Origin of the sequence: Streptomyces sp. NPDC015127, assembly GCF_043080095.1 — a bacterium.
Lineage (GTDB): Bacteria > Actinomycetota > Actinomycetes > Streptomycetales > Streptomycetaceae > Streptomyces.
Window position 1 is genome coordinate 322211 of record NZ_JBIBVE010000001.1, and the last position, 26402, is coordinate 348612.

Annotated in this window: 14 protein-coding genes and 3 pseudogenes; 3 read left to right on the forward strand and 14 right to left on the reverse strand. The window is 69.8% G+C overall.

Annotated elements, in window-relative coordinates; genetic code table 11:
* Positions 1 to 74: 74 nt before the first annotated feature.
* The 9 genes and pseudogenes from ACF08N_RS01370 to ACF08N_RS01410 form a co-directional block, all read right to left on the reverse strand.
* Positions 75 to 224, reverse strand: a pseudogene (locus ACF08N_RS01370) (phosphotransferase); the annotation flags it as partial.
* Between the two features lie 173 nt (positions 225 to 397).
* Positions 398 to 2353 carry an ABC transporter ATP-binding protein gene (locus tag ACF08N_RS01375; RefSeq protein WP_392322486.1) on the reverse strand — a complete coding sequence of 652 codons (1956 nt, stop codon included), beginning with the start codon at positions 2351 to 2353 and terminating at the stop codon, positions 398 to 400.
* Complete coding sequence (locus tag ACF08N_RS01380) at positions 2350 to 2784, reverse strand: lasso peptide biosynthesis B2 protein (protein ID WP_392322487.1); 435 nt, start codon at positions 2782 to 2784, stop codon at positions 2350 to 2352. The genes ACF08N_RS01375 and ACF08N_RS01380 overlap by 4 nt, the downstream gene beginning before the upstream one ends.
* Positions 2781 to 3035 (reverse strand): lasso peptide biosynthesis PqqD family chaperone, encoded by a 255-nt coding sequence (locus ACF08N_RS01385; RefSeq protein WP_392322488.1) that lies wholly within the window; start codon positions 3033 to 3035, stop codon positions 2781 to 2783. The genes ACF08N_RS01380 and ACF08N_RS01385 overlap by 4 nt, the downstream gene beginning before the upstream one ends.
* A 199-nt stretch (positions 3036 to 3234) precedes the next feature.
* Positions 3235 to 5097 (reverse strand): lasso peptide isopeptide bond-forming cyclase, encoded by a 1863-nt coding sequence (locus ACF08N_RS01390; protein ID WP_392322489.1) that lies wholly within the window; start codon positions 5095 to 5097, stop codon positions 3235 to 3237.
* A 27-nt stretch (positions 5098 to 5124) separates the two neighbouring features.
* On the reverse strand, positions 5125 to 5235 hold the full coding sequence (locus tag ACF08N_RS01395) for a keywimysin-related RiPP (protein ID WP_311688311.1): 111 nt from the start codon (positions 5233 to 5235) through the stop codon (positions 5125 to 5127).
* Positions 5236 to 5825: 590 nt separating this feature from the next.
* Positions 5826 to 7334, reverse strand: coding sequence for a DUF4246 domain-containing protein (locus tag ACF08N_RS01400; RefSeq protein WP_392322490.1), 1509 nt, complete (start codon positions 7332 to 7334; stop codon positions 5826 to 5828).
* Between the two features lie 336 nt (positions 7335 to 7670).
* Positions 7671 to 7926 (reverse strand): annotated as a pseudogene (locus ACF08N_RS01405) (DUF664 domain-containing protein); the annotation flags it as partial.
* A gap of 163 nt (positions 7927 to 8089) precedes the next feature.
* Positions 8090 to 8227 carry a hypothetical protein gene (locus ACF08N_RS01410; RefSeq protein ID WP_392322491.1) on the reverse strand — a complete coding sequence of 46 codons (138 nt, stop codon included), beginning with the start codon at positions 8225 to 8227 and terminating at the stop codon, positions 8090 to 8092.
* Between the two features lie 386 nt (positions 8228 to 8613).
* Here ACF08N_RS01410 and ACF08N_RS01415 point away from each other — a divergent pair, with 386 nt between their 5' ends.
* Entirely contained in the window at positions 8614 to 8817 is a 204-nt protein-coding gene (locus ACF08N_RS01415; protein WP_392322492.1) for a hypothetical protein, read from the forward strand.
* Positions 8818 to 8937: 120 nt separating this feature from the next.
* On the opposite strand, the gene ACF08N_RS01420 is transcribed toward ACF08N_RS01415, so the two are convergent.
* Positions 8938 to 9387 (reverse strand): DUF6336 family protein, encoded by a 450-nt coding sequence (locus ACF08N_RS01420; RefSeq protein WP_392322493.1) that lies wholly within the window; start codon positions 9385 to 9387, stop codon positions 8938 to 8940.
* A gap of 183 nt (positions 9388 to 9570) precedes the next feature.
* Here ACF08N_RS01420 and ACF08N_RS01425 point away from each other — a divergent pair.
* Positions 9571 to 10460 (forward strand): annotated as a pseudogene (locus tag ACF08N_RS01425) (N-formylglutamate amidohydrolase).
* A 556-nt stretch (positions 10461 to 11016) separates the two neighbouring features.
* Here the strand turns inward: ACF08N_RS01425 and drmC are convergent.
* The 3 genes from drmC to drmA are packed head-to-tail and all read right to left on the reverse strand — an operon-like array spanning position 11017 to position 17482.
* A complete protein-coding gene (drmC, locus tag ACF08N_RS01430) occupies positions 11017 to 11781 on the reverse strand; it encodes a DISARM system phospholipase D-like protein DrmC (protein WP_392322494.1) in 765 nt (254 codons plus the stop codon).
* The gene (gene drmB, locus ACF08N_RS01435) at positions 11778 to 13667 is read right to left on the reverse strand and encodes a DrmB family protein (protein WP_392322495.1); all 1890 of its coding nucleotides are present in this window, start codon (positions 13665 to 13667) and stop codon (positions 11778 to 11780) included. The genes drmC and drmB overlap by 4 nt, the downstream gene beginning before the upstream one ends.
* Positions 13664 to 17482, reverse strand: a complete 3819-nt coding sequence (drmA, locus tag ACF08N_RS01440) for a DISARM system helicase DrmA (RefSeq protein WP_392322496.1) — start codon at positions 17480 to 17482, stop codon at positions 13664 to 13666. Before drmA ends, drmB begins: the two co-directional genes overlap by 4 nt.
* A gap of 176 nt (positions 17483 to 17658) precedes the next feature.
* Here drmA and ACF08N_RS01445 point away from each other — a divergent pair, with 176 nt between their 5' ends.
* On the forward strand, positions 17659 to 19830 hold the full coding sequence (locus ACF08N_RS01445) for a UvrD-helicase domain-containing protein (RefSeq protein ID WP_392322497.1): 2172 nt from the start codon (positions 17659 to 17661) through the stop codon (positions 19828 to 19830).
* Between the two features lie 73 nt (positions 19831 to 19903).
* Here ACF08N_RS01445 and ACF08N_RS01450 read toward each other — a convergent pair whose 3' ends face one another.
* Positions 19904 to 25891, reverse strand: a complete 5988-nt coding sequence (locus ACF08N_RS01450) for an AAA domain-containing protein (RefSeq protein WP_392322498.1) — start codon at positions 25889 to 25891, stop codon at positions 19904 to 19906.
* Between the last annotated feature and the right edge of the window lie 511 nt (positions 25892 to 26402).

Genomic DNA, 26402 nt, shown 5'->3' on the forward strand with positions numbered 1-26402 from the left:
CCGAGCGTCCGACCGGGTCAGAGGAGCAGGTCAGTCGAGCAGGGCTGACGTGAATGCCGCGCTGGCCCGCCAGCCAGGCCTGGGACCCAGGAGCGGGCGGCCATGGCGACGTCCCACAACGGGCGGCCCGGAGCGGCCAGGTCGAAATGGATCAGGGCGACGGCCCGGCCCTCTCGAAACACGACGTTGCCAGGGCACACGTCGTTGTGGCACAGCATCATGCCGCGAGGGCACTGCGTGCTGCCTCCCATGACGACGGCTCCTTCCGAGCGATCCCCATAGGACCAGCTTCCGCGCGGCGTTCGCGGCCCGCATGCCGGTCTCGCCCCTCATGGCAGCGAACCGGCCGGTCTCCGGCGCCACGGCGGTGGCGAACAGCGGAAACCACCGGCCCGCCTCACCCCCTGCCCGGTCCGGAGCCCCGGATCATCTGCGCCGATGCCAGTTCCCGGTAGGCCGGGCTCGTCGACAGGAGTTCCTGATGATGTCCGCAGGCGACGGCTCGGCCGTCCTCCACCACGACGATCTTGTCGGCGTGCTGCACTGTGGAGAGCCGGTGGGCGATCACCAGCACGGAGCACTCCTGGGTGATGCCTTTCATCACCGTGGTGAGGGCCCTCTCGTTGACCGCGTCCAGGTGCGAGGTCGGTTCGTCGAGCAGGAGCAGCGACGGGCGGGCGAGCAGGGCGCGGGCCAGGGCCACGCGTTGCCGCTCGCCGGCCGACAGGGTTCCGCCGCGTTCGCCGAGCGGGCAGGCCAGTCCTCCCGGAAGTCGCGCCACCAGCTCTCCCAGCTGGGCGAGCTCGACGACCCGCCGGACGTCCGTCTCCGTCGCGTCGGGCACCGCGTAGGTGATGTTGTCCCACAGCGAGCCCTGTACGACGTAGCTGTTCTGGTCGACGACGGCGATACGCGCCCGGCACTCCGCGCGGCTCAGCTCCGTCGCCGGCCGGCCGTCGAAGAGCAGGCGGCCGCAGTCCGGTTCGTAGAACCTGGCCACCAGGGCGAAGACGGTGCTCTTGCCGGCGCCGGACCTGCCGACCAGGGCGACCTGCTGCCGGTGGGGAACCGTGAGGGATACGCCCCGCAGCACCGGTCGGTCCGGGGCGTAGGCGAAGTGGACGTCCTGGAGGACGAGAGCCGGAGCCGCGGTGCTCACCGGGTGCCGAGCCGCAACCCCGGTCGCGGTGGGCCCGGCGGCCTCCGCCGGCCCGGGTCGGGGCTCGACGGGCATCTCCAGCACCTCTTCGATGCGCTGGTACGCACCCATGCCGCGTTGGATCAGCCCCACAGCGCGGAAGACGGAGGACAGCGGCAGCACCAGGGAGGAGGCGTACAGCAGGAAGGCGACCAGGTCTCCGAGGGAGTTGGTGCTCCCGTTCACCCGCAGGCCGCCGATGACCAGGACGAGCAGGAACGAGCCCTGGACGGCGAGTTCGACGGCTGGACTCATCACGGAGGCGAGTTTCGCGGTCCGTACGCCCGCGTCGTACGCCGCGTCGACCCGTTCGCCGATACGGGCCGCTTCGCGGTCTTCCGCGCGGTGCACGCGGACCATCGGCAGGGCGCCGATGGCGCGCTCCAGATCCGCCGCGATCGCGCCGACGGAGTTCTGCATGTGTTCGGAGGCCGCCCGGATACCCCTCAGGAGCGAGGCGACGACGACGGCGGCGGTCGCCACCGTCAGCGCGACCAGGACCAGCAGCAGTGGATCGATCCACAGCATGAGAACGATCGCACCGGCGGCGACGAGGGCGCCGGTGACCAGGTCGACCAGTGCCTGGGCCACCACCTCCCTCAAGAGGGTGGTGTCGGCCGTCGTACGGGAGATGAGGTCACCGCTGCGGTGCCGCTGGTACTCCTTCATCTCCAGGCGGAGCAGCCGCGACACGAGACTGTGGCGAAGCCCTCGCACCACGCCTTCCCCCATGCGCTCCAGGACGAAGCGCCCGACCGCGCCGGTGGCGGCCTCGAAGACGAACAGGCCGCCCAGCAGCATCAGCAGCGGCCAGATCGCCCGGCCGTTCGCGCCGGCGTCCACGACCTGTTTGGCGACGAGCGGCTGGGCCAGCCCCAGGGCGGAGCCGACGAGGGTGAGGACGGTGGCGACGACGATGGACGCCCGGTGTGCGGCGGTGAGCCGGTACATGGTGGCGACGGCGGCACGGGTGGATCGGTCACGGCCCTGCGGCCGCCGCGCGTGGCGGCCGGTACGGGGCCCCGGCCCGGCCCGGCCGTCCACTGTGTGCGGCGGACCGTCCGCGTCGGGGGTCTTCCCGGACGCGTGCGGTCCGCCGCTCGTATCCGCTTCGGTGTCGGAGTGGGAGTTCGTGTCGGTGACGATCGCTTTCATCGGCTCCGGCTCCGCGGCGGGGCGACAGCGATGAGGCGGGTGAAGTAGCCGTCGGGCACTCCTTCGTCCACGGGCCGGCCGTCCGCCTCGATCCAGGCGTGCGCAGTGAAGGGGGGCACCACTCGTACCCCCGTGCACCACGTCGGCCAGTGTCCACCCAGCCGGCACAGCAGCGCCGCGCCGAGGGACCGGGGCAGGCAGCCGCGTGGTCCCGCGCAGCGGAGGCTCACAGCACACATGGCGTCTCGTGCGTTCTTCGCCTGGTCGACGGTGGCGGGCCGCGCTCCCCGGCATACGACGCCGAGCACGGCGCGGACCCGCCGCGGTGGCAGCAGGGACAGCACGATGGCAGGGAGGAGGACGGCCCTGGCGGCGGCCCTGCGGGCGAAGGGGACGCCGACCGGCCGCACCAGCGCGCTCGGCGTCGTCATGCGGCCAGCCCGGTCGCCCGCAGGTCCCTCACCAGGGTCGCGACGTCCTGAGCCGCCTGTTCCTGGTCGATGTCGAACTCGTCGACGAGGGCGGCGACCGCGGCGGCTTCGTCACCGCCCTCGAGCAGCGTTTTGATCACCACGGTGCCGGTGGGGTTCAACTCCCAGTACATACCGCTGCGTTCGTCCAGAAGTACCGTGCCGTAGTCGGTCTCCGCCGTGGAGACGTCGGTACCGAACCGCAGTGCCATGGGGTGTGCCTTTCTGTACGAGGTGGGCAGGGATCGGGGACAGCGGGATGGGACGGTGTGCGGGGCAGCTATGTGTGGGGGGTGCCGGGACGGGGGGCTCCCGCGTCACCGTCCGGGGCACGTGGCCCGCCGACCCGTTCGGTGCGTCGCGCCCCACCGTCCGGCACACGGCGCGCCCCACCGACCGGTTCATGGCGCCTCACCGTCCGGTTCGTATCGCGCTCGCCTGTCCGGCGGGGCGGGAGACCCCGCGCAGCCATACTTCGCAGGCGATCGTCGAGTAGAGGATCGCGTCCCGCAGTCCGGGGGTCGACGGCCTTCGGGCGAGCCGCCGCAGGGCTTCGCCGTCGACCAGGCCGAGATCTTCCAGCCGTGAGTCCTTCCACAGGGCCAGCAGGTCGCCGCGGTGTTCGCGCAGCCCGTTGGAGGCGTCCATGGACGCGGCGGCCTTGTCCGTACGCCGCAGGCATTCCTCGGGCACGATGCCGCGCACGGCCTCGGTCAGGAGTGGTTTGTAGTGCCACGGCGTCACCCGGTCGCTCGGCCGGACCGCCAGGCACGTCTCGATCACCCGGTCGTCGAGGAAGGGCGAGGCCATCGGCACTCCGGCGCGGGCGGCCATCCGGTCCCATTGCCGGATGATGCGTGTGCAGGAGCGGATCTGTTCCAGGTCGGCGTGCAGACCACGGTCCGGGTGGAGCGGCGACGCCGTCGCCGCGGCCTCTTGGAGCGCATGCCGGGCCAGCCGCTCGGCGTCCGGCGTCACCCAGTCGAACAGGCGCGGCGGCATCCCCCAGCCGAGGCCGCTGCTGACCGACGCCGGCAGCGGTTCACGCAGCCGTCGCGCGCCGTCCGCGAGCCATGCCCCGTACGTCCTGTTGTCGGCCAGGGCGCGCAGGGTGCCGCCGAGCGGCCACTGCCACAGGGCGCGGAAGCCGCGGAGCTGCCGCAGGGCGAACAACGGCCGCGTGCGGGCGAGGCGGTGGTAGTACGCCTCTGAGCACCAGGCCACGTGGTCGCCGCCGATGCCGGTCATGTGCAGCCGGCTGCCGCGTGCCGCCAAGGCGGGAAGATGGTGCAGGACCCGCGACCGGTCCATGACGCCGATGGTCGGTTCGTCCAGCAGGTCGTCGATGCCGAGGAGGTCCTCGTAGACGAGCGGCGAAGCGTCGGCGTCCCACACGACGTGTTCGACGCCGGGGAGGAACCGGGCGGCCTTCCGGGCCCATTGGAGGTCGGTGTCCGCCGGATCACGTCCTGGCCAGGTGCTGGCCACCAGCTCGGCCTTCGACTGAGCGGCCAGGAAGAGCAGGGAGGTGGAGTCGAGCCCTCCGGACAAGTCGCAGCTGACGACTCCGCCTTGTGCCGTGCGGGCGCCGACCGCTTCGACGAGGGCGTCCCTGACGTCGGTGGTCGAGTCGTGGAGCGGTCGGACCGGGTCCGGCGGTGTCCACCAGCGTGATGCGCGTGCGGTCCGTCCGTCCGCGGCAACTACCAGGGCGTCCTCGGGGGCGACAGCGGTGACGCCGCCCCAGACCGAGGTGTCCGCGAGCGGATGCGGGACCGGCCAGAGCAGTCGCACGGCGAGCTGCTGCGTGTCCGGTTCGGCTCCGATGACAGCGGCGAGCGTGTCGGCGCTAGTGGCCGCCACGCGCACACCGTCGATCTCGGAGTGGAAGACGAGTCGGAGACCGGACGCCGTGCCCTGGACCCTGAGCCGTCCGTCGAGCGCGGCGACCAGGTGGAAGCTGCCGGGCAGTGAGCGCGCCAGTGCGTCGAGCTCCGCGAGATCACGTAAGCGGCCGACGCGGCGCTCCAGTTCGGCCGCGTCGACGGGACAGCACCCGACGACCGCGATGGTGGCCCGGCCTGCCGCGGCGGTGACGATCTCGGAGTCGTGCCAGTCCCCCACGAGCCATGGGCGGCCCGACGAATGGCTCAGGGTCCGGCTGCCCGGACGCAGGAAGGAGCGGGCCACGGCGACCGCGTCCTCGCGGTCGGGAAAGACCGCGAAATGCGCATCGCCGGGGCCCGGACCCGCACTCTCGTGCAGTTCAGTCATGGCGTCGATTCAGCCGGCCGCGGACCGTCAGTTCTTGCTGAGGATGAGGCGGTCGTTGCCGGACCGCTGGAGAAGTCCGGTCTTCTTGCGGAATGATCCGAGCCGGACGAGTGTCGGGGCCTCGTAAGCCTTCTTCACAGCCACTCCTTCATACGGTTTCCGCTCGTGCTCCCTGGTGGCGGGTGGCCGGCATACCGACCGCCTACCGACCGCGTCCGAGTCATCGGGAATCGGAACGGAGGCTGAGCGACATGCAGACGTTAACCAGAAGCCCTTGGAGCGCCACAAGACCGTAAAGAGAAGACGGATTTTCCGACTAATACGGAAGTTACGGATCGGACGGCTTTCCTTGTGAGCGAAACCTGGAATCAGGACCGAAGAGAAGCATTCGGCGCCATTATCGAAGAAACGTTACAACGTGCATTGGCCATCGCATCTGTCGTCGAGCCGGTCCGGGGGCGCTCACTCACCCGCCAAGTCGCGCCCCGGCGCACCTCTCGCTCCATGCGCGCTCCTCGCGCTCCTCATCGGATGGAGGGCCCAGCGCGCATCGGCGGCCGTACGCGTGGTCCGGTGGCCGAACGTCAGCGCGCCGCCGTACGACGTCTGAGCCACTGCACCGTCGTGGGCCGAGGCCATCTCTTCCGGCACGTCGGCGAACTCGCTCTCGCTGCTGCTCCGTGAGGTTGGCCGGGTCGTAGCCCAGGACCTCGGCGCCGCGGCGTAGTTCAGTGCTCGCAGAGGGAGAATTCTCGTTCGTAGAGTTGCTCGTTGTGTTCGTCCACGAAGAACTTGCGTTCCTGCATGAGTTGTTCGCGGTAGCTCTTGGCCTGTTCAAGCGTCATGGTCGAGGTGTCGGACCATGGCTGTTGCGGTGGCACATCGGATGTCGAGACGATCTTTTCCGACGGGTCGACCAGGAAGAACGCGAGAATCTTGCGATATCCCGGGCGGGTAGGGTCCGCGAGGCGGAATGAGCCGACGCGGTGTTGCAGGATGTTCGGAAACGCCAGGCAGCGGCCCGCTGGGGTCGATGCCGATCCCAGCATCTGGTTCAGTGCGTCTTCGTCCTCCAGGCCGTATACCTCACGCACACCGTTGTCGTCGTTCTGTTCGTAGTCCGGCTCGTCGAGTGCCGCCCGGAAACTCAGCCGGCTTTCGGTGATGTTCTCGCTGTCCCAGTAGTAGATGCCGGTCGAGACGATCCGCTCGTTCAACATCCCCTCGACATGCCAGGAACCGCCTGGGTACTCGGGCTTGTCCGGGGTGAGACGAATGCTGGCGAGCTTGACGATGACCTGGAGACGGCGGCCGCGCAGGTCGACTCGGTCGGATTCATCGGGCAACTCGGGCGGAGTGAACGCCGGGGCGTCCGGGATGACCGGGCGGCGGTTCTCCCACCAGTCGTCCTGGGCCTCTTGCCATGCACGGAGGGCTTCTGCGTAGGCCTCATCATCACTGCAGGAGGACTTGTCCGGATACTCCGGCTCCGAGTCGTACCAACCGAAAGGATCGGCCTCGATCCGCGGGGGCCTCGGACGGCGCAGATCGGTGAGCACGTTCTCCAGCAGCGGGCGGAAGCGCGCGAACAAGTCTGGCAGGACGGAGGCCAGTTCGCGATGAGTCTCGGGGTGGACGTTGTTGACGTACGAACGGAAGGCGACATCGCCGTCGTCACTGACGTCGACGTCCGTGGGCAGCCACTGGAATTTCTCCGAGAACTCGTACCTCGAGTAGCGGTTCGTCGGGTTCTGCCAAGCCCGCTCGGGCGCACCGCTCACCTCTCTCACCAGGCAGAACAGTGAGGGATGAACCAGATCCAGTACTTGGCCGTCGGATCCGGGATGCCAGTCCTGCTCTGCTTCGGGGACCTGTTCCAGAACCCGGACCGCCTCGCGCAACCGGGATCCGAGCTTGTCGTCGACCAGTGTGTCCGACTGCCACACCCCGTCGACCGCGGACACCTCGACGCCGGTTCGTCCGTCCCGCAGCGCGGCGTAATGCCGGAGTTCGGCAAGCACGTAACGAACCTGCGCTTCGGTGAGGCCCTGGGCGACCGCTTCTTGCGTCCACCTGGCGACGATGTCGGCATCGTTCATCTTGTCGAACCACCCCGGCTTCGCCCGAATGTGTGAGCTGCACTGCATCATCTGAAGTTCCCGCAGGGTTCGGGGTGTCGCGAACGATATGGAACGGGAAGCGTGGAAGGGCAGCGGGAAAGCAGACAGGCCAGTCAATTCTCTTGGTCCTCAAAGTCGGTGTGCGGTGGCCGGGAGGATACTTCAGCAGACTGACACCGCAGTCGTGGTCCCTGTCATGGGGTCCGGGAGCCAGGGCTTCGACGTCGTCGCGTGATGTCCGGTTCGCGCGCATCCGAGGCCGAGGAGAGCGAGGGGGAGGCTGGGGTTGCAGGCGTCGCGGCGTAGGCCGGCCCTGATGTTCTTCACTCCGACCGTACGCAGGGCCCGGATGGCGAGTCTTGGAGCTTGAGTGGGTCTCGCCGTAGTCGGCCTGTCACGCCGTCACAAGTTGTGACATCAGAGCGGGTCGGGCGGACATCGGATCCTGCGGACTCAGGCGCCAACGGTCCCGTCGACGCCCCTCTCGCAAGAGATCCGCGTGCCCGTTGTGTCGGCCGTACTCCAGTAGGACGTGCATTATCACCATCCGCAGCGACACCTCCTCGCTCCATCGTGGAGATACCCGGCCTGGTCCAGGGACTCAGCCTCCCGCTCGATACGCGCGCGAGTTCTCCACCTCGGCCGACCAGGCCGCGAACGCCTCCTGTTTGGTCGACGCGCTCACGTCGTACACCGCCTTAAAGTCGATCTTGTGTGGTGGTCGAGGAAGGCCCGCAGCATGTCGCGCTCGCTCCCGAAACTGGGCGGTCCTATCCGGTGGTCGACGGCCACTGGCAGTACTCCTCATCTCTCCGTTCGCCATCGCGAAACTGCTGGAGAAACGGACGAGGTGCGGCGCGGGTGCGAAGGAGTCACGGAGCCACCTGGCAGAAGACGGCGGCCTCGTCGGCGGTCACGTCGGTGAGGGTGATGTAGGCGTAGTCCGGCGCGACTTCGACCTCGAAGTCGAGCACCTGGATGTGGTGGACGCCCGATGTCCCGTACTCCACGGCCGGCTCAGGGAACGCCTGCCGCAGGGCGGGCTGAGGGACAGCAGCGTGGACTGCCAGGCGTCTTTGGCCTCCGCAGGCGGGTAGAAGGCGAAGTTGGTGCGGATGTTTCGAGTGCAGCGCGTCCAACGGGGATGCCGCCGACGGCACTCGTGCTGGAAGCGGTGGGACTGGTTCGGGCGAATTGAGGGTTGAGGGGCGGGAGGCTGTGTGGAGGGTGCCGTACGGCGGGCAGGTGGTGTGCAGAGTTGCCTCGCGCCTCGCTCGGTAAGACGCCCGGTCGGCGAGTGGAACGTGCGCAAGGAACAGCTCGCGGAACTCGTGGTGATGAGCCGACTGCGCCACGTAGAGCTTCAGGCTATGGCGCGCCGCGACTGAAGCCCCGGATGTACGCCGCGCAAGCCACGCAAGGGCGTTACCGCAATCTCGACCTCGCCCGGCCTGGTGTCGTGATCACCAACCGGGCGAGCGCCAAGGGCCTCGGCTTCGACACCGTGGTGGTCCCGGACACTCACACCGACTCGGGTACCGACCAGACATCGGCGTCACTGGGCATGACGTACTACGTGCTGGCAATACGAGCTCGGTAGGAACTGCACTTGGGCTATGGCGGGGAGGCCGAGCCATCGCCTCGTCGCGCACATTCCGCGCAACGTACTCATCCGCGGCTGACGGCGTGGTGCTCAGTGCCCAGAGCCACGCCGTTCCTTTCAACTGCCGTACAGCCAGCTGTCGTAGGGCGCGTTGTCCACCACGCCGTAGAGGCCGAAGGCGCCGGGGAAGAGCACAAGCGCGAGCACGCCGAGTCGGAAGAGCGCCGGGCCCATGACCGTCACGGCCTCCGTCTGGCCGGTGATGGTCCGCCAGTCGCGCCACCGTCTGACGTCGCCCCTGCAGACGGCCCAGAAGAAGCCGCCGAACACGATGCAGACACCCGCACCGACCATGGCGGAGCCCGCCACAACGGCTAGGAACGTCTCGCGGTCGTGGTGGTCGGCGACGAACAGCGAGACGAGGGCCAGCAGGGCCACGGCGGCGATCCCTTGCAAGGCTCCGCGGACGACCACGTCCTTGAAGCGCAGTCGCGGCAGTCGTACGCCGCCCTCGTCGGTCATCGGTGCGGGGGCCGGCTCCGGTCCGGGTCGTTGGGTGCGCGTCATGCCGGCACGTTACCCGGCGCGTTCACAGGGCGATGAGGTGGGACCCAGGCCGGGCCCGGTGTCGGGCGTTCCCGTTAGAGTCGTTTCCAGGTCGCCCCACCACGCGGGCAGGCCCGAAACCCATGGTGGGGAGGCGCGCTTGCCTCCCCGAGCGCGATCCACATCACCGGCAAGGAACTACGCGTGCACGACACCCCGGCGTCCTTCCAACTCCTCCCCGGCGCACCCGCCTCACCTGTTCTCCTCCACGTCCCCCACTCCTCCCGTGCCATCCCCGCCGACGTCCGGCGCGGGATTGTGCTCGACGACTGCGCGCTCGAGCGGGAGCTGGACCACATCACCGACTCGCACACCGCGGAGATCGCCGCCGCCGCGGGCGCGGCCGTCGCGCCCTGGCGGTTCGTCAACCGGCTCTCTCGTCTCGTCGTCGACCCGGAGCGTTTTCCCGACGAGCGGGAGGAGATGCTGGCGGTCGGCATGGGTGCGGTCTACACACGGACCACGCACCGGGAGGTGCTGCGGCCCGACGGGTTCGACGGGCAGCCGCTCGACGAGCGGTACTTCCACCCCTACGCACAGGCCATGACGGACGCCGTCGACGAACGACTGGAGGCCATGGGGCGCGCCGTCGTCATCGATGTGCACTCGTATCCGACCGAGCCACTGCCGTACGAGCTGCACGGTGACGGGCCGTGGCCGCCGATCTGCCTCGGGACGGACGCCTTCACGCCGGCCGGCTGCTGGACGCGGCGCGCAAGGAGTTCGCCGGGTTCGGTGGGACCGGGACGGACAGCCCGTTCGCGGGGACGTATGTGCCGTTGAAGCACTACGGCCGCGACCGGCGGGTCAGTGCGCTGATGATCGAGATCCGCCATGATGTCTACATGCGGGAGCCCGGCGGGCCCGCCGGGCCTGGGCTGGACGCGATCGGTGCGGCGGACGTTTCGGGGGGTGAGGGGCAGCAGAGCCGGCAGCAACCAAGGAGCGGTGCGCTGCCAGCTCCACTGCCGGACGAGCAGCCGGATGCCGTTGAATGCCAGAACTGCTGCCAAGCCGTAGACGATGACCCGTGAGCCGCAGCCCCAGCCCGAGCCCGGCTCGGTGAACATGTGGGCCCCGAACCCGGCGGCCAGAGCCCCGAGGACGACGCCGACAACGAGGGCGGCCGCCCTCGACGTGGCAGGAAACGCACGGCGGAATGCCGAAGCCATGACGGGGACGCTCCGACCCCGATCGGAGCGAAAAGCCACCAGGAGCCGAAACCCTGCGAGTGATGGTTGACGATGCCCGCCCCAGCCCACAGCGTGAAGGCCATGAGCAACATTCGCAGGGCGATGCGGGGGGCCTGGTCGCGCACGTCTTCACCGTCGCCCCAGGTCGGGGCCCTGTGTCGGACCCTCCCGTTAGAGTCGTCCCCAGGTCGCCCGCGCCTCGCGGGCAGGCCCGACCACTGGCGGGGAGGCGCCCCCGTCCTGTTGCCTCGGCCACCGCAGTGCTCCCCCTGACCACGGCCGCCTGCGGTGGTGTGATATGGCCGTGGTGAAGTTCGACTCCGGCGGCGATGCCAATACGGCAGTGATCGCCATCGGGTCGTGATCGATCACGGAACTGAATTCCGCCCGGACCTTGTCATGGCCGCAAACGGCGCAGAACTCCCTGGCTTTGAAGTGCCATGATGTGCTCGGCCGCCCGCAGTGGTGCATCTCCCCCACGTATCAGCACCCCCGCCTCCATATTTCTCTTCGCAGCCGACTCAGTGAGATTGGCGCTGCTGAGGAACAACACACGGCGGTCGGCGACCGCGAGCTTTGCATGCTGGCGTGACCGCTCACGCGAAGCCGGATCGCGCGCCCAGTGCCACAGGCGCACCCCTCCGACGGATGCGAACGCCTTGGCTGGTTCGTCTCCGGCGAGCAACCCGGCCGCTCCCGCCAAGGTCTCTACGACCATGTGCACGACGACACCGCGGGCAGTCGCCTCTGTCAGCGCGCGGGTCAGCGTTGGATAGGGACGGGCCGCATAGGTCATGGCGAGTAGCTCGTGACGTGATTCGTGTATCACCTCGGCCAGTACCTGCGCTGTTGCCCGAACGGGCACCGCAGGTGTGGCCGGCCCACTCCACACAGTACGTACCTGCACCGCGTCCCGTGTATGCAGCGTCGCTGCGACGTAGCCGCGCAAATAGGCGGCGGCTTCCTCATGACGAACGCCGTCGGCCGCCACAGCCTTGTAGAGCTGCTCAACTGCCTCATGGACGCCAGGGGTCGACAGTTCGGTCAGTGCCCGTTCTCGGCTGTGCCCGATCGCCAGCAGGCCGGCGAGGTCCTTCGCGCGGGAGGGGCCGAGGACCGCGACCACCGTTTCGGCCGCGGCCTCGAACCGTTGCCTGCTCATGGCAGCAGACCTACTGGAGTGAGCACTTGTTCCTTGGTACCAGTGAGAGGCACCAGAAACCGACGGTCGAGGAAGCGATTGCCCCGTTCGCAGGTCGTCTCTGAGACGAACAGGCAGATGTGACAAGCAGCTCCGTGCAGATAGTCGGCCGGGTCGTGCGGCAGTCGCTCGGAGCACAGCGGGTCTGCCGAGCAGTGGGAGGCGTCGCCGAGGGCGCGGCGGACGATCCGGCCGAGATCCCGCTCCTCCGCCAGTGAGACGAGGCCGCCCAGGGTTCCTTCGGAGTCGGGCACCGCGGTGTAGATAAGAATGCCGCCCTTCGGGCTCTCGTCGCTGCCCGCGTAGATCCGTTCGGCGAGTGAGGCGGAGCTGTAGCCGCATTCGAGGGCGATGGTCCGGATCAGCAGGTGGGACAACGTGTGCAGGGCAATGTAGCGTGCGCCTGGCCACCCGTGCAGGGGATCGAAGTCGCTCGTCTTCCGGTCCGACTTGCGGTTGGTGCGGAATCGGGCGAACGCCTCCTGATGGGCCGCCATCTCCGGCGACTTCTCCATCCTCATGGTCCAGTCGGCCATCAGGTCGTCGCGTACGCGTAGGAAGATGCCCTCGCCCCGTACCTCGCTGGCCGGCACCCAATTCTGAGTGCCTCGGGAGAGGTCGACTCGGGTCGCGATCTCCGGCGACTCCGGGTCGGGGGCGTCGAGGCGGGTGAAACCGATCAGCGCCCGCGCCTCACGAAGTCGTTCGACCTGCCTGACGTCGGAGAAGAGCTCGCCGAGCGGCGCCGGCACCGTGACCGGACGGAGCGTGAAGTCGTCACTGGGCGGCGGGACCGGTCCCGAGAGCGCGTCCCATTCGGGCCCGAACAGCCAGTCCTGGACGTCGGGCGCGGACGGGGCGGGGCTGTCGGCCCCGGCCTTGCGGGCGGCGACAGCGGCGACCACGGCGTCCGCGTCGAAGTCCTTGAGGTAGCCGAACGCGGGAATGGCGGCAAGGAACGCGAGGTTGTCGCGGGATTCGATGCCCTTCAGCTCCGGCCAGTGGTCGTCGAGCAGTTTGTCGATGTCCCCGCCCTGCCCCTTGGGCAGCGCGAGTGCGCTGAGGGTCAGGGGGAACCACTGGTTGGACGCACCGGCGACCATCAGAACCGCGTCCTTGTCGCAGCCGGACTCGAAAGTTCCGAGGTGGGGGTGTCGTCCACGGCAATGCGGCAGATGGCGCCGGCCCCGGTCGCCCATCGCCTCACGGATGTTGCGCTTCGTGCCGCAGGCGACGCATTCGATGGTGACGTTGGCGGCCTGGTTTCCGCCGTGGTCCTTCATCCGGAGCTTGGGCCGCGGCGTCTTGCCGCAGGTCTGGCCGTGATGGACGTAGGCGGTGTACGGGAATTCGTCGAGGTGTCCGTCGGTGCAGACGAGAGTGAAGCGGGCCGCGACCGCGAGGGGCTTGCCGCGCTTGCAGTCGTGGACGAACTTGGCCTCGTGGGGGGTGCGGGGGTTGGGGTTGACGTAGGCGAACTCGCCCGAGTCCACGGCGGCGAGAACGTTGCACGCCGTGCACCGCAGCCACTGGGGGAACGGCGTCACGGGCACGCCGATCCCCTGCGCCGCCCAGCCCTTGGGGTCGGAGTCCGCGCCTTCCAGCCATGGGGCTGCTCGAAGCTGCTCGATCTCGCCTCGGCCGTACCTCTGGAGGGTCCGGTTGACCGCGGCCCTCAACCGCGGTTCGTCGATGTCGTAGTCCGTGACACCGGAGTAGCTCCAGGAGTCGATCCCCCGGACGAGCACCGAGAAGTTGGGCAGGTCGACGAGTGAGCCGATGCCGGCGGTGTACATGAGGTGGCTGGGGCGGACGGCGCCGACCCTGCGGTTGGTGTGGGCGCTCATCGCTGTCCCTTCCCGGCTCCGCCGGCGGTCGTTCCGTACTCGTCGCTGTCGACGGTGGCTGCGGCGTCCGGATCGGTGTCCGTGTCCGAGGCGCCGAAGTTCCAGTCGGGGCCGGTGCCCGCGGGCTCGTCGAGGAAGGCGCCACCACCCGGCAGGAGCAGGTTGATCTCGTTCTCGGTCTCGCGCATGGACATGCCGACGGTGAGATCGGTCCACCGTGAGCCGTCCGCACGGCGCAGCAGACCGCTGACGACGGTGTTCTTGCGCTTCTCCTTGCGGTACCCGAGGGCGGCGCTGCTTTCGTCGCGCTTGCGGCGCCACTCGTCCTTGAGCCGGTCCAGGCGTTCGGCGAGGTACTGGCGGGCGCGCTCCCGGCCCACCCGCTCCGCCCGGTCGAGGAGTCGCCGTTCCACCTCCGCGGCGAGCGGGCCATCCAGATCCACGTCATGGGCGTCGAGGTTCCGCGAGGTGTCGTACGCAGCGTGGCGCAGCGCGGCGACATAGGTGGCGGCGACACCGCGATCGAGGGCCCGGCGGGTGAAAGGGGTGACCGAGAGGGCCTCTACCTGCCGGTAGAAGGTGGCGTGGTAGTGCTCGAAGTCCTCGTAATGAGCGAGGTCGCGCGGCCGCGACCAGTTGTAAAGGGTGACGACCAGACCGGGGCGCTTCGCGTCACGGCCGACGCGGGACGACGCCTGGATGTACTCGGCGGTGTTCTTGGGCTGCCCGACGACGAGCATGAGCCCGAAGCGGGAGACGTCGACGCCGACCTGGAGCATGGAGGTGGCGAGGACGACGTCGACGGCCTGGCGCCTCAAGGGGGTCATCGTGGCGCGGGGCTCGCGCTTCTCCTTGATGGCGACGGCGTATTCCCGCAGAAGGGCCTGCCGCCGTGCCGATGTGTCGCGCTCGGGGTCGAAGCCGGTCTCCAGCCGCTTGAGTGCCGCGCCGATGTCCGAGGAGGAGATGCGGGACGTCAGTTCCTGGATGCCGAGCATGCCCGCCTTGCTGACGATGCGGTCGGACAGCGTGTCCTGTCCTTTGCGGCTGCCGTTGGAGCGGACGCGGGTGGTGATGTCGTCGTCCATGTACCGGCGCATGCCCGCGAGTTCGCGGGTCGCGTTGAAGTAGCCGACGAGCGTCATGTAGGGGTCGGCAGGCGTGCCGTAGTCGTCGAAGAGCTGCTGGCCGGCGAGCAGGAGAATCTCCGCCACACGGATTTCGGCGGCCTTGAGGCGGGTGCCGTGGGCGCAGACGCCGAGGTAGCGGCGGCCCGGGTTCTCCCGGCTGAGTTCGACCTGCCGGGAGAAGAACGTGTCGCCGACGTCGAGCACCTGCGGCGGGAAGACGGCGACCTTGCGGCCGAAGACTCCGAGGACCTGGTCCGCCGCGCGCTTGGTGGTGGCCGTGGAGGCGACGATCTTCGGGCCCACTTCGTGGCGAACCCCGTCGGCGTCGCGCACGCTCCAAGTGCACAACTGGTCGATGGCGGACTCGAAGAGACCGACCGTGGTGCCCAGCGCGCCTGAGATCAGGTGCAGTTCGTCCTGGATGATCAGGTCCGGCGGGCGCAGCCGGGTGACGGGCTGCGCGGTGACACCGGGCAGGGGGCCCTTGGCGTGATGGCGGCTGCCGCAGCCGGTCTTGGCGTCGAGGTCGTCGTGGCGGTAGCCGTGCCGGGGGCAGAGTTCGGTGACGCGGCCGAAGAGCAGGCCCGCGTGCCCGTTCCAGGGGAGCTGGGCGAACTTGTCGACGGTGGCGATCAGCAGTGAGGGGGCGAGACGGTAGATCTCCTCGTCGACGGTGAGGACGGGAATGCCTTCGCCCGGGGCGTCGAGCCGCGAGAAGGGACACCGGTCCTCCCCCTCGCCCCGTGGGCAGTAGAGCACGATGCGGCGGCGGCCTTCGTCGTACTCCATGTGGTTGCGGGCGGTCAGGCCGCTGCCGCACCAGGGGCAGGTGAGGACCTGGAGCACGCGGGCGTGCTTGTCGCTAGCGTTCTCCTTGGCGTCCGCGATCTGTTCCTTCGCCTCGTCGAACCAGTTGGGTGATACGGAGGTTCCCACCCACAGTCCGATCCGGAACGGCGTGGCACCCCAGCGCGCGTTCCGCGCGAACTCCTCGCGGCGCAGCACCTCGCAGGCGCTGACCAGGGCGGCGGCGCGCTGGAACTGCTGGGCGGTCAGCAGGCGCAGGGTGTAGCGCATGAGGACGCCGACACCCGCCTCGCCGCTGCGCACGTCGGTGCCCGAGCCGATGGTGCCCTGAAGCCGGCGCAGCGCGAAGGTGTAAGCCGCGAGGCCGAGGTACGCCTCCGTCTTGCCACCACCTGTCGGGAAGAACAGCAGGTCGACGAGTGCCTCGCGACCGGTGCCGCGGTGCGGGTGGCCCGGGTGGGTGAGGGAGGCGAGGTTCAGGAGTACGAAGGCCAGCTGGAAGGGGCGCCAGCTGGCGGCTTCCTTGCCCTTGGCGTGGACCGCGTCGTACGCCTCCCGGTACGACTCCGGCTCGTCGTCCCGGCCGGCGCGGGCGGCGGCGATGGCGGTGTTGCGGCGCTGGAGGGCCATGGCCCGGTTGGCGAACCGGAAGGCGTCGAGGGCGTTGTCGTCGGCGACGAGCGTATCGATGCCGAGGGTGATCCGGTCGCAGATCTCGACAGCCTGGTCGATGGCGACGAGTGCCGATTCCCTCAGGTCGTCCGGGAGCGACTGCGCGCTGCGACGCTGCCGCTCGAGCCAGATCCCGTAGCCGTCGGCAAGGGGGGCGAGGGCGCTGCTGAGTTCGTCGCGGCGGGTGGGGACCGCGAGGGCGGCGAGCTCGTCCATGCCCAGCTCGAGGCCGTTCAGGAGGTCCTGCTCGGCGACGGTGGGCGCGGTCGTGGCGCGGACGTCGTACTCGGGGAGCCATGTGGTGATGAGCCGGTGGGCGTTGCGCTCCCCCTCGCGCACCTCGGCGTGCACGGCGACGTTGCGGCCCTTGCCGTGGCTGAGGTTGTCCCGGTACAGAAGTCGCAGACGACGGTCCTCCGCGTCTTCCGGAGCGTTGCCCCGGTTCGCGGGGTCGAGGGGGTCGTCGACGGGGAAGAAGACGGCGGCCTGGTCGTCGGGGAAGGCGGTGACCTCGAGCCGGGTCTGGAAGAGCCAGTGGGCGTCCCGCGCCTCGCGGCTGTCGTCCTGCCGGTTCACCAGGGTGAGCTCGACGATACGCAGGTCCTCGCCCGCGCGGCCGGCGTGACGCCGCACCTGCACGTCGAGAACGACGGCATCGCCATCGAGCGGGACGGTCCGGCCCGCGGCGTCGGTGACGTCGATGTCCTTCAGGTGCTCGACCGGCTCACGCGACCAGACCCGACGGGCCGTTCCCCGGTCGGTGGCCTCCTCGGACTGCGTGTAGCGGCCCCACCCCGCGGTGACGCTGAGGGTGCCGACGGACGCCGGAACGGTGAACGACATGCCCATGGACGAGGCCCAGATGTGGCCGGCCGCCTGCGGTGTGAGCCGGTCCTGCTGCTCGTTGTCGTCGCGTTCCGTCTCGTCGCCCGAGTCGCCGTCCGCGCTCTGTGCGGCGGCCATGGCGATCCTGTCCGACGTCACCGCGCCGGGCCGTGGACCGAGCATGCCGACGAGGTACCGGTCCCGGGGGCCGGAAGAGGCGGTGGAGAGCGTCTCGCTCTCACCGTCCCATGGTCCGAGAAGGTCCCGCCGGATGTACGTGACGAGTCCGTCGCGCACTGCGTACGAGTCTCCGGCCCTGAACGTCTGCGGGACTTCGTCGAGCGGGTGAGGGACGGCGGCCTGGGCGGGCTGGGCCGGCATGCGGGGGGTCCTTTCGGACGGCGGAACCGGGCGCGGAAGCGGGTCGGTCTACAACAACACGAGAAATATAGAACGTTGACTCAGTTCACACAAGGAGAGAGGGGGCTCTCGTCGTCCGCCGGCGGACTCTCTACTCTGGTCCCGACCGCCGTCCCCCGCGCGACCCGAGGACGCCCATGCCCCGACTCGCCCTCTCCGACGACTTCGTCGCGGAGATGATCTCCCTGCAGAAGCCCGTGCAGAAGGAGGTCAACGACGCGATCCAAATGTTCCTGAGCATGACCGTCCCCCAGCTCCACGCCAGCAAGGGCATGCACCTGGAGAAGCTCGAGCGGGCGCGCGATCCTCGCATCCGCACCATACGCGTCACCAAGTTCTACCGGGGCGTGCTTCTGGCACCTGACGACGGCAGCGACCTGTTCACGCTGCTGCGGGTCGCACCGCACGACGACGCGATCAACTGGGCCGTGAAGCGTGCGTACTCGGTCAACGGCGCCACCGGTGCGCTGGAGGTGCGCAACGTCGAGGCGCTCGAGCAGATGGAGACCTACTTCGAGACGAAGGCGGACAGCACCCCTGCCCGCCTCTTCGAGAAGCATTCCGACACCGTGCTGCGCGATCTCGGCATCGACGACCATGTGATGCGCCTTGCCCGGGTCTGCGTCACCGCCGACGACCTGACGGTGATGGCGCCGCCGATGATGCCGGCCGACCAGTACGAGGTGCTGGAGTACCTGGCCGATGGCTGGTCGGCGGACGAGGTGTGGGAGCAGGTGATCGCGCCCCGCGGCCAGACCGTGCGCGAAGCCGAGGAGCGGCCCGTCGTCACCCTGTCCGAGGCGATCCTCAACACCCCGAACCGGATGGTGGAGGTCACCGGACCCGGCGAACTGGAGCGCATCCTCGCCGAGGACCTCGCACGCTGGCGGATCTTCCTGCACCCGGCACAGCGCAGGTACGCCTATCACCCCGGCTTCAACGGATCCGCCCAGGTCACCGGCGGGCCCGGTACCGGGAAGACGGTCGTGGCGCTGCACCGTGTCCGCCATCTCCTGCGCACCGGCCGCGAGGACGAGCGCATCCTGCTCACCACGTTCACCAACGCCATGGCAGCCTCCCTGCGTGACAGTCTGACGCTGCTTCTTGGGGACGCCGACGCGCATCTGCTGGAGCGCGTGGACGTGACGACGGTGGACTCCCTGGCGTCCCGTGTTCTCAAGGAGCTCCGGGGCCGGGCGCCCAAGCCTCTGTCCGCGGCGGCCGAGCGCAGCGCGTGGACACGCGCGACGGCCCGCGAGGACCTGCCGTGGACGGAGCAGTTCCTCGCCCAGGAGTACCGCAACGTGGTCCTTGCCCAGGGGCTGCGGACGCCCGAGGAGTATCTGCGCTGTGTGCGGCGCGGACGCGGCACACAGGTGGGCCGGGTGCAGCGGGCACGGCTGTGGCGGGTGATGGAGCGGTTCACGACGGACCTGGCGTCGCGCGACTCGGCGACGTACACGCAGTTGTGCGACCAGGCCGCGCGGCTGCTCGAGGAGGCCGGGCCCCGTTACCGACATGTGATCGTCGACGAGGCACAGGATCTGCACCCCGCCCAGTGGCGGGTTCTGCGGGCCTGTGCGGCGCCCCAGGCGGACGACATCTTCCTCGTGGGCGATCCTCATCAGCGCATCTACGACTCACGGGTGTCGCTGCGGTCGCTCGGAATCCACGTCCGGGGCCGCACCTCACGGCTTCGTATCAACTACCGAAGCACGGACGAGATCCTGCGCTGGTCGGCCTCGCTCCTCGACGGCCGTGCCGTCGGACGGCTCGGCGAGGACGACGAGGACGACGGCGGCCGGGACTCACTGTACGGTTACCGCTCGGAACTGCACGGCCGGGTCCCCTCGGCGCGCGGATACGCCGGCCAGGACGAGGAACTGCGCGCGTTGGTGGAGCAGATCCGGGTCTGGATCGACCAGGACGGGGTGAAGCCCTCCGAGGTCGCGGTGTGTGCCCGCTTCAACACCCTCGTCGACGCCGTGATCACCCGCCTGCGCCGGGAGGGCATAGCGGCCGTCGCCGTCAAGGACGACCCGGGACCGGGTGTCTCCGGGGTGCGGGTGGCCACGATGCACGCCATGAAGGGGCTCGAGTTCCGCTGTGTGGCCGTCGTCGGGGTCACGGCCGCGGTGCTGCCGTTCGCCGCGCAGGTGACGCCCGCGGAGGTCGACGCCGTGCAGCACGAGCAGGATCTGCTGGCCGAGCACTGCCTGCTGTTCGTGGCGTGCACGCGGGCCCGCGACGCCTTGGCCGTCTCATGGAGCGGAAAGCGCAGCCCCATGCTCGACCCGGTGACCGGCTGAGACCGCGTATCGGCCGCCGCTCACCTCTCCGGGTGAGCGGCGGCCGGTACACACGCGGGTGGCGAGCCGTCCGTCAGGCGCGGATCTCCCGAACGGTGACGCGGTGTGTCCTGTCCTGTGAGGCGCTGTACGTCACCTCGCGGCCGGCCCGCTGCCACATGAGCGCGTGCCCCAGAGGGGAGGACGGGGACACGAGGTCCGCTCCGTCTGTGGGCAGTTCGGCTACGGTGTAGAGGGTGTCCCTGTCGACGTCCCCGTCGAACTCAAGGACCAGCAGCGCGCCGGGAACAACGACCTGAGGCGTCTGCTCTCCCCCGTCGACTGCGACGGCGTCCAGGAACGCGCGGAGGAACGCGAGGCGCTTGGTCCGGCGGTCACGCCGGTCCGCCTGGGTCTTGCGCAGGAACACCAGATTCGCGGCGTCGATGCCGTCCGGTGTCTCGTCCGGCGCGTCGACGGCGAGCTGCAACTGCTGCATCTCCCCCACCAGACGCCGGAACGCCGGTGCGGGAATGGACTGCACGGGGAACTTCCCCGGAGCCTTGCTCAGCGCCGCCGCGAGTTCCGTCTCCTTGGCCCGGCGTGACGGTGCGTCGGCCCGGAGCGGAGCGGAGTCGGCGGCCCGTGCGGGCGCCGGTTCCGCCGCCGGCCGGGGAGCGGGCAGCTGCGAGGCAGGAGCCCGGTCGGGCGCACCTGCCGCCAATACGGGGTCCGAACTGCTGGACACGCCCGACCCGCTGGACGGCCGCTCAGGTCGGTTCCGCCCGGCCGCAGGGCCGGTGGCCGCCGCCTGCGCCACGGCAGTTCGCGAACGCTCCGCGTCACACTGCCGCCCCAGGGGCCCTGTTCCGTCTTCGCCTGCCGTGCCGGGCCGCTCAGTGATCCCTCCGTCCGGCAAAACCTCGGCCGCAGTGTACGGCGAGTCGCTTTCGCCGTCCTCGGACGACGAGGCCGACGCATCCCGCCCCTGCGGTACGCCGCCGGGCTCCTCCGGAGTGTCCGCCACCGGCTCGATGCCGAGCCGCTCCAGCTCCGCCCACAGCGGCGCCAGCGCCTGCTCGCGGTCCAGGTGGAAGCGGCTGCCGCGGATGCGGACGAAGGTCCAGTCGACACGCTCCAGGTCCCGCTGGCGTGCGGCTGCCGTGGACGCGTCGTCGCCTTCGGCGAACACATCGCCGTCACAGGCCACGGCGAGGCGCCGCGTCCCGCCCTCGACGACCAGGTCGATGGCGTGACGGCCGACCCGGTAGCCGGGCCGGACACGGTAGTCGCGTGCGGTCAGCTCCAGGTAGACCTTCTGCTGGAAGAGACTGTCGAACGCCGGGTGCCGCACGTCCGGAAGCACCTCGCCGTCCACGGCGGCGGTCTCCTCCTCGGCGGGCCGGGTGAGGTGGTCGAGCCACTGGCGGCGAAGGTCGTTCTCGTGGAACTGCTCGGTGCGGGCACTGTGGAACACCCACAGCTGGTCCTGGGCACGCGAGGCGGCGACGTTCAGACGCTGCTCGTACGTCTTGCCGTTGAATCCGCCCGGCACGGTACCGGCGGCGGTGGTCGCCGAGTTGACGCATGAGACGAACATGACGTGGCGTTCGTCGCCCTGGAAGTCCTCGGCGTCACCGACCCTGATACGGCGGGCCTCGCGCTGCTCGTAGTCGAGCCGTTCCGCGAGCAGGTTCTCGAGCTCCGCGAGGTGCCCCTTGCTGCCGCGCAGGCTGATGACGCCCATGGTCCTGCCCTCGTACGCGGGGTCGGCGCAGCAGCGCACGATCGTGTCGACGAGCGCCTCGGCCTCGGCGGTGTTCGCGAGACGGGTGTTGGCGCCGACGGCCTCGCCCCCCTCCACGTACACGGTGCGCATGGGCGGCAGCCGGTCGGCACCGTACTGGCGCAGGGGTTGGAGCCGGCCGTTGTAGCAGAGCTCGTTGGAGAAGGAGATGATCTCCGGCATGCACCGGAAGTGCTCCTTGAGCATCAGCGTGCCGCGACCGGCCGACAGGGCCTCGGTGAGGTCGAAGAAGCTGGAATCGGGTCCGAAGAGGCTGCGGACGTCCGCTTCCAGGCCGGTGAGGAGACGGCCGCGCAGGTGGAAGTACTCGTCCTGCTTGAGGCCGACGTTGGAAGGGCTGACCTGCTTGCTGTCTCCGACGACGACCATGCGGTCGGCGAGCCAGCTCAGCAGCATGGCTTCCAGGCCGGACTGGCTGGCCTCGTCGACGATGACGACGTCGAACATGCCCGGTTGGTCCATCGGCACGGTCTCGGCGACCTGGTGCAGCGGCATGATCCAGGCCGGTACGGCGGTCTGGGCCTTGCGCAGGGCGTCCTGCGCGTCTCGCCGGTAGCGGTTCTGGTACTTGCCCTTGATGCGGCGCGCCGCATGCTGATAGGCGCTCAGCGCGCGCGACTGGTCGCCGGTCAGCAGCCCCAGGCACCGGTGCCAAGCGCGCGCGGCGGCCAGCCGGGCGAGCATGATCCGGGCCTCGTCGTCGGCCTCGGTCAGCTTGCGGCGCAGGGTGCGCTCGGCCTCCGGGTCGGTGAGCCGCTCCATGCGCTCCCGCCATGCGGACCACGCCCAGGCGGCGGCCAGATCGGGCAGGCGCTCGTCCCACTGCCGGTCGTCGGCGCTCTCGGTGATCCTTTCGGCGAGGGCAGGGAAGGCGTCCCGCACCCGCGCCGATGCCTCGCGGTGTTCGGCCCGCAACCGGGCCGCCTCGCGGACCTCGGCGATCTCCTCGCTGAACTCGCGGTAGCCGTCGCCGTCCTGCGCCCGGACGGCGTCGAGTGCGCGCGACATCGCCGGCGAGACTCCGGGCCGGTCGCTCCAGGTGCGCAGCAGCTCCTCGGCTCCGGCGATGACACGGCGCGACTGTTCGGCGGCGCGCAGGGTGGTCGCGGCGCGCAGCAGAGCGCGCACGGCGGTCTCGACGTCCTGGTCGTGCCAGGTCGCGCCCGTCAGCTGCGTAGAAGTCGCGGCGGCCGTCAGGACCCGGGTGCGGGCGGCGGTGACGCCGAGGAGCGCTTCGAGGGTTTCCGCTTCCTGCCGCAGTCGGGCGAGACGCGGACCGTGGCCCTGCCAGAGGGCCACGGGAGTGCCCCACTCCGACTCGACCTGAGAGAGCCGCAGTTCGAGCTGGATCCGGGCGAGGACGACGGCCGCGGTGTCCGTGTCCTCGGGCGCCCGTCCGTCGACGCGCACGGCGTCGACGAACGCCCCTACTGACTTGGCCAGCTTCGACCGCATGCCCAGGGGACCACGCAGCTTGTGGCCCTGTCGGAGCCCGTCGTGCAGGACTGTCGCCTGACTGAGCGCGGTGGCCGGGTCGTACTGCTCGATGCCGCTGACCATGGCGCCTCGCAGCGTCGCGAGAGAGTCGTCGACGGCTGCGAGGGCCTCGGTCACAGCGGCCTGCCTGCTGCGGGCCTGCCAATCCTGCCCCGCGGCGACCTCGCGCAGCAGGGCGACGGCCCACTCGCCGGACGCGGCGGCGAGGGAGGCGGCACGTCCGCGGGCGGCTGCGAAGGCGTCGAGCGCCGTCGACAGCCGCTGCTGCTCGTCCTCGGAGAGCGCTTGTACGGAGGCGTCGTACTCCTGGCTCAGCGGATCCCGCCGCACTGCGGTGTGCGCCTCCTCGGCGGAGCGCACGACCTCGACGGCCTCCTCGAAGACGGCCGGACCGGGCAGCTCCGAGGGCCCGGGCACGTCAGCGGCAAGAGCCTGGTGGTGCGGAGTGAACGCACGGGTGGTGTGCAGCAGGCGCAGGGCTTCGGCGGCGCTCACCGCGGGCTGTTCCTGTGGCACCGGTCCGAGCCAGTCGTGGGTCGGGGCTTCTCGGACGAGTCGCTCGGCGATGTCCTGAAGGCTGCCGCGGTAGTCACCGATCTCCGCCTCGAACCGGTGTGTCTCCTGTTCCCGCAGCATGGCCAGGTCGCGGAGCATGCTCTGCTGTGCGGTCCGGGCGGTGCTCAGCCGTGTCTGCAGTGTGTGGATGGCGCGCTCGGAGGCCTGCGGATCGTAGCCGGCGTACTCGTGAAGGATCCGCTGGACCGAGGCCTCCAGCTCGCGCTGGGCCGCGGCGCCGTCCTCAGTGCGGCTGACGCACAGGTCGCGTACGGACTCGGGCAGCTTGTCGCGCAGCACACGCAGGGCACGCGGTGTGTGGCTGGTGATGAGGACGCGCTTGCCCTGCGCGAGCAGGTCGGTCACCAGGTTGGCGATGGTGTGCGTCTTGCCGGTGCCGGGCGGGCCCTGCACGACGACCAGCCGGTTGGAGCGCAGCCGTTCGGCGATGGTGCGCTGCTCCTCGTTGGCAGGGAGCGCGAAGTACATCTCTCCTGCGGCGGGGTCCGTGCCGTTGTCCTCGGACGCCGCCAGGTCGGCGGCGGTGAGCGCCCCGTCGCGGCCAGCGATGTAGCCGAGCAGTTCGGTGGGCGGCGTACCGGCGTCGACCTGACGGGCGATGGCCCGCAGGGCGTCGAGGGTGGAACGCCGGTTGCGCTCGCGCAGCACGAGGGCGGGGGTGAAGCCGACGTGCGGCACGTCCAGGCTGCGCGGCTTGGCACGCTCGACGGTCGGCAGATAGCCGCCCGCGCTGTGCGCGGCGTTGACCCAGCTGCGCAGGGCGGTGTGCAGGGCGTCGAGGTGTTCCGGGTCGGTGGCGTCGGACGCGTTCTCCAGAACTGCGACGATCTCCTCGCGTACCGGGCCGGGTACGTGCTGGACGGCTTCCAGCATGCCTTCTTCGAGCTCCATGCCGACGCCCGTCGGGTCCGGGGCGGCGGTGAGCAGGCCGGTGGAGGGATCGAGCTGAATGGTGGCCCGGTGGGTGACGAGGTGACGTTCGACGCGCTGCCCGGAGGTGGTCTGCCAGGTCAGCCTGCCGAAGCCGAGGACGAGTTCGTAGGCCTCGCCGAGGTTGGCGGCGTCCTCGTGCATCTTGTGGAGCCGGTCGTACAGCCGCACCAGCGGGTCGATCGCGCGCCGGCGCTCGGCCCAGGCGAGCCACTCCTGTTCCCAGGCCGCGTACAGCTTCTCGATCTTCTCGCGCTTGGGGTGCTCGTCGAGTTCGTGATACGTCTTCTCCAGCGGGATGCCCGCCGCCCAGTCGGGGAACTCGGGATCGATCCGCCGACGCAGGTGCGGGGCGTGGACCTGCTTGAAGTCACGGATGCGGCTCTCATCCACCCAGGGCGCCAGCACAGGCTTGGGCTGCGGCGCGTCCTCACGATCGGGACGGGCGACGGTGAGCCACGCCGGGTCGTCGGTCGCGAGCTCCCCGTCGAGCATGACGGCGACACCGTGATCATCGGGAAGTTCGTCGAACCACACGGTCCCGGCGGCCCCGTCCAGGGTGCGCACGGGCCGTGTCCTCGACGCCTCGGCCTCGGCGAGGAAGCGGAAAATCTGCCGGACACGCGTCGCGTCGTCGGCCTCTGACGCGGCGTCCTGGGGCCGGGCTGCGGGCGCGGTCAGCGCCGGAGCGAGCAGGTAGTCGTCGGCGGCCGCGTCCGGCTCGGGGTCCGCGAACAGGGACCGCTGTTCGTCACCGAACAGCACCGCCTGGTCGGGCAAGGCCGCAGGTACGGTGGCGGCGGCCGGCGCACGAGCACCGTCGGGCGTCGGGGCAGCAGTGGTGAACGTGACGCTCTCCCGCCCGTGCCCGCTCCCGAACCGCACCTCGATGTCCATGTCTCCGGCGGTCCCGGCCGGAATGCTGTAGGCCCAGGTCGCCGACAGCCGCCGTCCGGTGCGCAGCGTCCCGTCGAGTTCGTCGTCGAGGACGTTGCTCTTGTAGTCCTGCACCTGACGGCCGGTCTTACCGTACGGCCCGCAGCGGACGCGCAGGCTGATGCCGTCGACGTCGATGGGCCGCCCCGTGCCGTTGCTCAGGAACAGGGTGCACCGGATCAGGTCGTCTCCCTGTCGCACGCCGTGCGAGTCGTCGGGGTCCACCAGCTCGTACGGCACGACGTCGTCGACCCGGACATGCAACCCGTCGTCGTAGTGATGAACGGAGCCGACCGGCAGGATACCGTCGCTCAGCACGTTCTCGCCCTGGCTCACACGCCACTCCACTGAATACTGAGGGCCAAGAAGCTGGCCTGCTTGTGATCGCGCCCCGGCAGCCCGGGACATCAGTGCAGCACGCGCCCCCAGCACCGCCCCACCTCATGTGAACTCAGCACACGCATGGAGCGTACCAGGATCTCCGCACTGCGGGCCCTGTTGATGTCACATCGTCGCGGACGACAAGCCTGCGCGCGCCGACTCACCGCCGACGGAGGTGCCGCGACGCGCGCCTCGCGTGACACCGCGACGCCGTCAACTTGCCTACTACTTCCGCCGTAACGACCTGCAAGACCCAGCAAGAGCACCACACCGAGACCGACCAGGCAGCCCCGGACAACCTGGACCCTTTCGCCCGCGGTCGCGGGGCTTGTCGAGCTTTTCGCGTGTCGACCGGCCATCGACGCCTCCCCTGCCGCACCCGAGGGCACCCGATCCCGGGAGCCGACCCAAGAGACGCATGAACCGTAGCATCTACACATTGACTCTGTTCACAATCAGCTGCAAT